At 41.0% G+C, this 10,874-nt stretch carries 5 protein-coding genes; all 5 read left to right on the top strand.

Going from position 1 to position 10,874, the window contains the following annotated elements; translation table 11 throughout:
- The first annotated feature begins 267 nt into the window (after nt 1–267).
- The 5 genes from LPH68_RS10140 (at nt 268) to LPH68_RS10120 (ending at nt 10,872) form a co-directional block, all read left to right on the top strand.
- Nucleotides 268–2,181, top strand: a complete 1,914-nt coding sequence (locus tag LPH68_RS10140; protein ID WP_227236503.1) for an alginate lyase family protein — start codon at nt 268–270, stop codon at nt 2,179–2,181.
- A gap of 59 nt (nt 2,182–2,240) precedes the next feature.
- Entirely contained in the window at nt 2,241–6,317 is a 4,077-nt protein-coding gene (locus LPH68_RS10135) for a hybrid sensor histidine kinase/response regulator transcription factor (RefSeq protein WP_115484140.1), read from the top strand.
- A gap of 114 nt (nt 6,318–6,431) precedes the next feature.
- Complete coding sequence (locus LPH68_RS10130; protein WP_004305864.1) at nt 6,432–6,806, top strand: hypothetical protein; 375 nt, start codon at nt 6,432–6,434, stop codon at nt 6,804–6,806.
- A gap of 237 nt (nt 6,807–7,043) precedes the next feature.
- On the top strand, nt 7,044–7,574 hold the full coding sequence (locus LPH68_RS10125; RefSeq protein WP_115484102.1) for a sigma-70 family RNA polymerase sigma factor: 531 nt from the start codon (nt 7,044–7,046) through the stop codon (nt 7,572–7,574).
- Nucleotides 7,575–7,623: 49 nt separating this feature from the next.
- Nucleotides 7,624–10,872 (top strand): TonB-dependent receptor, encoded by a 3,249-nt coding sequence (locus LPH68_RS10120; RefSeq protein ID WP_115484101.1) that lies wholly within the window; start codon nt 7,624–7,626, stop codon nt 10,870–10,872.
- Nucleotides 10,873–10,874: the final 2 nt, after the last annotated feature.

Raw genomic sequence — 10,874 nt, 5'->3', positions numbered from 1 at the left:
TTATAGATTTCTATTAGATAAGAGTAACTTTAGTATTAGAAGGAAAGAACTTTGCAATAGGAAGATAATAACTTATCTATTAATAGATGAGAGCAAAGCTGCACTGGAATCAGAATTAAGGAGTCTGGAAGAGAACCATGAGTATAAATACAAGAGTTTTATTCCCGGGTTTATGCTAATCAAAGTAAATGTTTCATTCACTTTGAACTCCTTTTTATTACTAAATACTATCTTTGCTTATCACTTGTATAAAAAACGAATCGCACTATGATTAACAAAATTATATGGATTATTGGGATTGTATGGATTGGGAATATTCAAAATGGAGTGCAAGCGCAACGACGTAACTTTATTCATCCCGGAATCACCTATACCCAAGGTGATTTAGACCGGATGAAAGCTATGGTCAAGGCGAAACATGAGCCTTATTATTCTACTTTTCTGAAATTAAAGGAATCTCCCTATTCTTCACTCAATACGCAAGTTATCAATCGGGGAAAACAAATCAGAGAAGGATGTTTTAATGCTACTATCGGAGTAGATGGCAGGCGGGCACATGATTTAGCATTGCTTTGGCATCTGACGGGCGATGAGGCTTATGCCCGTAAAGCGGTCGAATATCTGAATGCTAATTCTTATTATACCAATACAAGTAGTCGTGGAACAGGACCATTAGATAACGGAAAGATTTACCTTTTAATTGATGCCGCCGAATTAATGCGTGATTATTCCGGTTGGAAAGTAGAAGACCAGCAACGTTTTAAAAATATGTTGGTCTATCCTGGATATAGCAATACGGAAGATTTCTCTTCCAAATATGCAAATTACTGGGATGATTCAAAGAACGGAGTTACATTCTATTGGAATATTTTTAATTTCGATGCCGCAAGGTTTGGTAATCAAGGACTTTTCGCTGCTCGTGGAATGATGGCAATGGGGATTTACTTAGATAACGAAGTAATGTATGACCGTGCTTACCGTTATTTATTGGGAATGAAGCATCGACCGGATGATTTACCTTATCCTTCAGGACCGACGGTCACTAGCAAAGAACCGATTAAGAAATCACCAACCATGCTTGATTATAAATTGGAAGGAAGAGAAAACAAGATTTCAGATTATGGATACGATGAACAGCTACAGTATTATATCTATCCAAACGGTCAATGTCAGGAGTCGAGTCGCGACCAGGGACATGTATTGGCAGGTATCCACAATTATGTAGCTATCGCAGAAATGGCATGGAATCAGGGAGATTCTTTGTATAATTGTCTCAATAACCGTTTGCTTCTTGGTTTGGAATGGAACTATCGTTATAACCTCTCTAAAGTCCAGACCTATGAAGAGCAAAAAGAGCCTTGGGAACCGACAAGTTATAGTAAGAATTCAAATGAAGTTACCTTTGAGAACGGAAAATTTCTCCAGATAAAAAGCCGTAGTGGACGTTGGGAATCCGTAGCCGTATCTCCTCACGGACGTGGAGACGTAGCAGGTAGTGGCGGAACTCGTGAAATGGCATTGGCGCATTATGCAGTACGTGCTGGATTGCCGGAGAACAACTATACCTGGTTGAAACGTTACCGTGATTATATGATAGAACATCACGGTTGCGAAAACTGGGGGATAGCACCCAACTGGTTTTATGAATGGACTGGCTGGGGAACATTGACCAAGCGATTGACTCCCTGGATGGCAGGCGATCCCGTTTCTTTCTCTACGGGAAAGCGTGTATCAGGAATTCATTTGCTACCTTGTGAAATATCGGCTGCCGATTACGATTATTATTGTCTTGCGGAAGATCCCGAAGGGCATACCTATCACAATGTAGGAAAGAAACGTGGCAACGAATACAGACCTGACGGAGCAGTAGAGCTACGAAAAGAAGAAGATAATTACGTCGTTACCCAAATAGAAGATGGAGAATGGATGAATTATACTGTAAGTATTCCTACCGATGGAGATTATACCGTTTATCTTGTTTATCAATCAAAAGGAAATTCTTTATTGTCCGTAGCTTCTGATTCAGAAGTAAAGACAGAACCCATGCAATTACCCAGTTCTATACAATGGACGGAAAGAGAAATAGGAAAACTCACTCTTCCCGCAGGAGCTTGTGTACTTCGTTTACAGATAGAGCAAGCCGGAGATAAACTCGAAATTCAGAAAATAATAGTAAAGTAGGATAAGGGGATTTGATTCTTCGTTCGTACTTAATAATAGTACTACAAAAAAAGATGGCCATGAAAATTCGAATATGTTTGTTAATCATACTAATGGGATTATTGTATCCGGGTTATATTAGCTCGCAAGAATCCCCTTATGTATTCCGCCAGATTGGAGTTGTCGAAGGATTACCGGATAACTATGTAAAAAGCGTTTTCCCCATTCCCGACGGACGTATCGGTGTGCGAAGTACTGTGTTATTAAGCCTGTATGATGGTGCGAACTATTCAAATTTCCCTTTCAATATTCATGGCGAATATTCGATAGCATATAACCATATTATTCCCGAACAATATATTGATGCCGACAAACGTTTGTGGATGAAAGAACGCAAGAGCCTACGCGTCTTCGATTTGACTACCGAACAGTACATCTATAACGTAGATTCTTTATTTCAACAATTCGGCTTAAAGGATAAAGTGGCGGACCTGATTATTGATTCAGAGAAACATTGTTGGTTTCTGACGCCGGGTTCCTCTGTCTATATGTACGATGCAGAGACAAAGTCAATCGAACAGGTTTGCAGGAATGATGAGTTTATGGAATACTATGGAGGATTACTCGGAGTAGAAAGTCATGGAAAATACAGTTGGATGGTTCATCAGAAAGGGGCTATCCGTTGCTACGATTTGGAAAAGAAACGTTTCGTGCATCAACTTGATTTCCTGAAAGACCAACTGAAACCGGATGACCGTGTGGTTTTGAAGATACTCGATAATGGTGACTTTTGGTTGATGTGGGATCGTGGAGTAGGCTATTATGATGTCTATAATAAAAAATGGAACCAAATTTCAGGTATCCAACTCGGACACTATTCATGGTTTACTTCTATGGATGTGGATAAAGGTGGAAATGCATGGGTAGGAACCGTTATTGATGGATTCTATATCATTGATATGCACAATTTCTCTGTAACCCGGACACTGGATATTCCTTTATTATCAGGTAATACAGTACGAAACGGTATTCAAAGCATCTATTGCGACCGGGAAAATAATTCCGTTTGGATAGGACTTTATAATCAGGGAATGTGTTATTATCATCCCAGCATGAATAAAATAGTGCTGTACAATAAGAAGATGATAAATGGCGACTGGAAAGGAGAGGAAATCCGTTGTATGCTCGAAACATCTAAAGGAGAAATTCTGATGGGTACTACGCAGGGTGTCTATCGCTATGAACCGGAGACTAAAAGCATGAACAGATTCTATCATGAATTCAGTCAGAAGAATTGCCGTGTACTTTATGAGGATAGCAAGAAGCGTGTTTGGGTCGGAACATACCACGATGGGCTCTACTGCATAGATCATGGAAAGGTACAATCTTACGATTATCCCGATACGGATTATCAGAATGAATTGGATTTCAGTAATATCCGTGTCATGGTCGAAGATTCTTCCGGTCGATTGTGGGTAAGTATATATGGGGGTGTAGGATTATTTAATCCTGAAAACGGGCAAATAAACTTATTGTCCGAACAGTTTCCCGAACTCAAAAAATACAAAGTAGCGAATGCATTGGCCATAGATAATCAATCCCGGTTGGTCGTAGGCAGTGATAACGGACTCTACATTTACGATCCTGCAACGAATAAAATATGGATACCGGAGGAAGATGGCCAGGCTAATTCTATATTCAATCAGGGAAGTATCAAGTATAATCAGATACTCAAAGACCATGAGGGAACTTTATGGTTTGCTACACAATATGGCTTGAGCGTTTTGACTTACAATGGGCAAAGCTACACATTAGGGAAAGAAGAAGGTCTGTCTAAAGCTATCCTGAACGTAGTGGAAGATAAGAACCATGATATATGGATTTCGACAGTCACTTCTATTTATAAGATAAAAGTAGACAGAAGAGCAGATAAATACAGCTTTCATGTAATCAGCTGTCTGTCGGAAGATGAAATCCGTCAGGATGATTTATATAGTTTCCCTTCGTTAATGACCAGGGACAATCAGCTTTTCCTGGGGCTGATGAACGGCTTTATCGCTTTCTCACCAGAAAACATGATAGATAATCAGTGCCTCAATCGTCCTCTGTTTACCTCATTCCGCTTGTTTAATGTTCCGGTTGTTTCGGGCGAAACATATAACGGACGTGTCTTATTTGATAAAGCATTAAGTTATTCGGGCGAAGTACAATTAAAATATGATGAGAACTATATTACACTTGAGTTCTCCGGTCTGAACTTCCCTAATCCTTCTCAAACCTCTTTCCGTTACCAACTGGAAGGATTTGACAAAGAATGGACGGAAACCCTTTTTGAGAATGGACAAGGACGTGTGGTCTATAATAATCTCCCTTCGGGCGAATACATTTTCCGTGTGTCCGCTGCCGGAAACGACCGGATATGGGGACCGGAGTCTGCATTCAAAATTGTAATTCATCCCCCGTTCTGGGATACACTGGCCGCTCGTTTTTTCTATGCAATTTTAGTTATTCTCTTAATCTTCGGGTTGATCTACGTAATAAACCGCCGCAACCGGCAGAAGATGATTCGTATGCAAGAAGAGGAAGCGTTGAAGCAGAAAGAAGAACTGGATCAGATGAAATTCCGCTTCTTCACAAATATAAGCCATGAACTCCGCACTCCGCTGACATTGATTATCACGCCATTAGACATGGTGATACGTCGATTGACAGACGATGCGATGAAAAAACAACTGAATACCATCTATAAGAATGCTCAAAACCTATTGTCATTGGTGAATCAGCTACTCGATTTCCGCAAACTGGAAATGAAAGGAGAGAGGTTGCATCTGATGAACGGCGATATGGAGGAATTTATTGTTTCTGCCTATAACAACTTCATGCCAATGGCAGTAGAGAAGCACCTTAACTTTGTGAACCAATCGGAACATAGAGCGCTTTATATGTTCTTCGACCGGGATAAGGTACATAAGATTGTGAATAATCTTTTGTCCAATGCCTTCAAATATACGCCGGAAGGCGGGACGGTCGACTTACTGCTTGCAACAGAAGAAATAGAAGGAAGAAACTACGTGAGAATATCCGTATCCGACACTGGAATCGGAATATCCGAATCAGACCTTCCTTATATCTTCGACCGTTTCTATCAGGTAGGAAATGAAGGAGACGAAAAAATAGGTAGTGGCATCGGACTTCATTTGGTAAGGGAATATGTAAATATACATGGTGGCCGTATTAAAGTGGACAGCCGGATAGATCGTGGATCAGTATTCACCGTTTGGTTGCCGATGGACCTGAAACCGGAACCGGACGAACTGCCGGAAGAAATCATCGGAACGGAAGCATCAGATGTTAAAGAGAAAGAAACCACTACATCTACAGTCGATGATAACCTGAAGAAACTGTTGTTAGTGGAGGACAATCAGGAATTCCGTACTTTCCTGAAAGAACAGCTGGAAGATTTCTATCAGATTATTGAAGCGGCAGACGGCGAGGAAGGAGAGCGGAAAGCGATAGAGGAAAACCCGAACTTGATTATCAGTGACATCATGATGCCAAAAGTAGACGGTATCGAGCTTTGCCGTCGGATCAAGACGAACGTGCAGACATCCCATATACCTGTGATATTATTGACAGCCCGTACTGCCGATGACATCAAGATTAACAGCTATGAAGTAGGAGCAGACTCTTATATGTCGAAACCTTTCAACTTTGATATGCTGATGGTACGCATTGAAAAGCTGATAGAGCAGCAGGAAAAGAGAAAACAAGAATTCCGTAAGAACATAGAAGTAAATCCGAGTGCTATCACCATTACTTCAGTAGACGAGCAGCTCATACAGAAGTGTCTGGAATACATAGAAAAGAACATGGATAATCCGGAATATGGCGTAGAAGAATTGAGTGGCGATCTGGGGATGGTGCGTATGAGCCTTTACCGTAAGTTACAATCCATCACCGGACACACACCGACAGACTTTATTCGCAGCATCCGTTTGAAACGGGCGGCACAATTATTACAAGGAAGTCAGTTGCCGATTGTTGAAATAGCGAACCGGGTAGGATTCAGTTCACCCAGCTATTTCTCGAAGTGTTTTAGAGAAATGTTCGGTATGCTTCCCAAGCAATATGCCGAGGAATCGGGAAGAAAAGAATGACATTGTGCCTGTGTTTGTAGTTTAATTATTACATTTGCGCTGAATAAGTGAGATAATTGTAAGTTCTTGTTCACATTGGGGCAGAAGAAGTTTTATTTTATAATATATGTTGATATGAAAGTATTAGTTTTAATTTCATTGGTAGGAGGTTTGATGTTATCCTCTTGCGGAGGTAGCAGTTCAAAAAATAATGCAAATGTTAAGGAGGTAAATCCTGCAGATACCATCTATTTGGGAGACTTACGTGAAAAATTTGCAAATGATAGTGTTTTCTTTAAAATAGTGGCACCGGATTTGATGTTGATGGATTATCAGTATCTTTGGGCCGTAACAGAATCGGAAGCAGTAGAGAAAGGACTGACAAAAGAATACTATAAACGTGTGAAGAAAGAAATCACCGATACGAATGAAGCGATCAAAAGAGGTGTGATGAAAGGTGCGAACGTAAAACGTATACCGGATTTCCAGGCATCACAGGAAAATAAATAATGAATCCTTCCGGATGAAAGCTTTCATCCATGCAAATATAAGAACAGGGGAGTCGTCAAATGTAACGACCTCCCCTTTTTTATTGGTGTGACGGTTAGATTTATCCCGATGAAATGGGAAGTTTTTGCAAAAATACACGCTTGTTACGATAGTTTTGTTATCTGTTACTTTTGTGATATTTGAATTTGAAACTTGTTCCTACTTTTGTATCATCGTTAAACGGATAAATTTAATGCCATGAATAAACAGCAGACTACATTTGACGACTTCTTCTCCGAATGCTACCTTAAATATAGGGAGTATATCAAAAATTATATCGCTATCCGCATTTGCCATCCGCACGAAGCGGAAGATCTGGCACAGGATGTCTTTGTCCGCTTATGGGAACACAGGGCATTCGTGAATAAAGACACTGTCTGGTCTTTGCTCTTCACCATCGCCCGCAATATCGTAACGGACAAGATACGTCGTTATTATAAGCAGGAAGATTTCGTCGCCTACGTATATAATAGGATGGAAGACACCAGTCGGAATACCACAGAAGATACCATTCATTTTCGTGAACTAAAGAAGATGCACGACCAGGTAATGGAAACTCTTCCTGTCAAACGCCGTCAGATTTATGAACTTAGTTTCAATCATGAACTCTCTTGTCCTGCCATTGCAGGAAAGCTGTCCTTATCTCCCCGTACAGTAGAATGTCAATTATTACTGGCTCGTAAAACGGTTCGTACTTATTTGAAAAATGAATTCTCCAAAGTCGGTTAGATACCAGATTCGGAAAAACACATATTAACTTTAACAATTTAATAGTATTATGGAAATTAAATCCAAATTCTTATGTTCAAAAGGAGTCGCATTGGCTTTCGCCATGCTGCTGGGTGGTTCGCCCGGTGTATTGCTCTATGCAAATGATTCTGTAGAAGAGAGTTTGATGGTAGCCCAGGCAGGGCGTACCATCAAAGGACTTGTTACGGACGCGAATGGTGAACCGCTGATTGGTTGTAATGTGGTGGTCGTAGGAAGCAATGCAGGGGTAATTACCGATATTGACGGTCGGTTCGCGCTGAATGTTCCTGCGGATGCAAAACAAATTAGAATTACTTATATCGGGTATGCAGATCAGATTGTCAATTTGAATGGGCGGTCAGATTTCAAGGTTGTGTTGAAAGAAGATAATAATGCATTGGACGAAGTGGTGGTAGTAGGTTATGGTACGCAGAAAAAAGCGACGTTGACAGGGGCGGTAGAACAAATTGGTAGCCAGGTATTGGAAAGTCGTGCCATTACCAATGTCGGTGCTGCTTTGCAAGGAGCTACTCCGGGATTGGTGGTCACTCGTTCTTCTTCACGTCCGGGTAATGAAGGATTAAATTTTCAGATTCGTGGTTTGACATCTGTCAATGGCGGTAGTCCGTTGATTATTGTGGATGGAGTACCCGTATTGAATTCAGAGTCATTTCAAAATCTAAATTCGGATGATATTGAGAATATTAGTGTATTGAAAGACGGTTCAGCTTCCATTTACGGTGCAAAAGCAGCTAATGGTGTTATATTGGTAACTACCAAAAAAGGTAAAGGCAAGACAACGGTAGATTATGGCTTCAATATGCGTTTCACTACCAATGGTATTATGGCTTTTTCTCCCAGTATGCAGGAATATGCCACCATGTGGTTGGAAGCCAATAAAGAAATGCCGGAACATGACTGGTGGGGCTGGGGAGAAGAAAACCTGAAAAAGATGGCTCAAGGCATTGAAGGAATTTACGAGTCGACTGTAGCCGATTGGGGTACAATGTTTGTGGGCAATGCCAATCGCTTGGATGAATTGTTTGCCCGTCGTTATTCTTATCAGCATAATTTGAGTGTAGCAGGTTCTACGGATAAATCTGATTACCGTATTTCTTTGGCTTATGCTGATAATCAAGCCAATTTGGCCACTGCCTATGACGGGCAGAAACAGTTGAACTTGCGTTTGAATTATGGAATCAAATTGACTGATTGGTTCAAATTGGAAACTTCGGCAAGTATGATTAAAACAAATACTGAAACACCGACACATGGTATCGACCGTACACTTTACGGAAATGATGCTCCGTTTTTTCCGGCTAAGAATCCCTATGGACAATGGTATGCCAACTTTGGTAATGTGGGCGACCGCAATGCGGCGGCAGCTACAACAGATGGAGGACGTGACGAGAGGGAAAAACTGACTACCCGTGTCGATTTCAAAGCATTGGTGGATATTTGGAAAGGAATCACTTTCGAGGGTACTGCTTCCTTTCAAAATGAGGAATACCGTAGAGAACGCTATTCGCTTCCGGTACAGTGTTACAATTGGTTCGGCGAGCAGACGGCGAAGTTAGTATATGAAACAACACAAACCCTTAGTACTCCGCAAGATGTGATGAACTTTAAAGATTCTCATCAGCCGGGATATTTGGTACAGGCAAATAATGCCCGGTATCAGTACTATTCAGGGTTATTGAAATATAAGCGTACATTTGCCGAAGTACATAATATAGATGCTATGTTCGGTATCAGTGCCGAGAAGTGGGTAAATAAAAAAGTCGTTACCGCCCGTGAGAAGTTTGAGGATGCCGGAATTTACGATTTGAATTTGGCTACGGGTACACAGGGTAACGGTGGAGGAAAGACTCATAATGGTACCTATTCATATATTGCCCGTTTGAATTATAACTATGCGGAAAAATATATGGTTGAATTGATGGGGCGTCGTGACGGAAATTCCAAGTTTGCTCCCGGTTATCGTTTTAAGAGCTTCGGTTCCGTTTCTTTGGGCTGGGCGTTCTCGGAAGAACAATTTGTAGAATTTTTAAAACCTGTTCTTTCTTTTGGTAAGTTGCGTTTAAGTTACGGTAGTTCGGGTAATGATGTCGGGCTGGGTGATTACGATTATGTGTCTACTGTCTCTCTTGGAACAGCCGGTTTTGGAACTATACCTGCTAATCAAGTATCTTCAGGTTTTGGCGGTTTAATTTCTTATGACCGTACTTGGGAGAAAGTTTCACAGAAAAACTTTGGTATCGATCTTAACTTTTTCGATAATCGTTTGAAAGCTACATTCGATTATTTTATAAAAGATAATACCGGTATGTTGGTAAATGTCACATATCCGGGTGTTTTAGGAGGTAAAGCTCCTAAAACGAATAGTGGTCATTTGAATGTAAAAGGTTGGGAGTTCACTATTGGATGGCGCGATCAGATTAAAGACTTTTCTTACTATGCCAACTTTAATATTGGTGATACAAAGAGTCTGTTGAAAGAGATGGAAGGAGCAGATTCTTATGGGGCTGGTTGGAATGCAGCCGTGAATGGGTATCCTTTGAATTCGTACTTCCTTTATCGTACAGATGGTTACTTTAAAGATCAGGCAGAAGTAGACCGCTATTATGCACTCTATGGAGAGGGTAAAGAAGATCTGACTGGTGTAGGAGCAGGAAGTGCAAGCCGGTTGCGTCCGGGTGATACCAAACGTTTGGATTTGAATGGTGATTATAAGATTTCCGGTGCAGGGAATGAGAATAGCGATTTGCAATATCTCGGTGACTCCAATCCACATTTTGTTTTCGGTTTCACATTGGGAGGATCATGGAAAGGTTTTGATGTGAACGCGATGTTCCAAGGTGTCGGTAAGCAGTATGTTATCCGTAATGACTGGATGGCTTATCCTTTTCAAACACGTACTGCCAATCAGAATCCGACATATTTGGGCAAAACATGGACAGAGAGCAATCCGAATGCGGAATTCCCTCGTCTGACTACTAATGCGAATCTTGCACGCTGGAATTATCAGAATAACGACTTTATGATGCAGAATAACCGCTATATCCGTTTGAAAACATTAATAGTCGGCTACACATTGCCGCAGATTTGGACGCGCAAGGTGAAACTGGAAAAAGTGCGTGTTTACTTCTCTGGTAATGATTTATGGGAAGCTACCAGTATTCGAGACGGTTTCGACCCGGAAATGGGAGCAGCCTCCAACAACAGTGGATACCCGTTTGCACGTACTTGGTCGTTCGGTCTGAACATCACTTTATAGTA

Source organism: Bacteroides sp. 1_1_30, from assembly GCF_020982715.1.
GTDB lineage: Bacteria > Bacteroidota > Bacteroidia > Bacteroidales > Bacteroidaceae > Bacteroides > Bacteroides xylanisolvens.
The sequence above is the reverse complement of the archived record's forward strand: the minus strand, read 5'-3'. Positions and strand labels throughout refer to the sequence as shown.

What these genes read in the sequence shown, in the direction of transcription:
- LPH68_RS10120 (WP_115484101.1), top strand. Translation starts at nt 7,624, where the DNA reads ATGGAAATTAAATCCAAATTCTTATGTTCAAAAGGAGTCGCATTGGCT.
- LPH68_RS10130 (WP_004305864.1), top strand. Translation starts at nt 6,432, where the DNA reads ATGAAAGTATTAGTTTTAATTTCATTGGTAGGAGGTTTGATGTTATCC.
- LPH68_RS10125 (WP_115484102.1), top strand. Translation starts at nt 7,044, where the DNA reads ATGAATAAACAGCAGACTACATTTGACGACTTCTTCTCCGAATGCTAC.
- LPH68_RS10140 (WP_227236503.1), top strand. Translation starts at nt 268, where the DNA reads ATGATTAACAAAATTATATGGATTATTGGGATTGTATGGATTGGGAAT.
- LPH68_RS10135 (WP_115484140.1), top strand. Translation starts at nt 2,241, where the DNA reads ATGAAAATTCGAATATGTTTGTTAATCATACTAATGGGATTATTGTAT.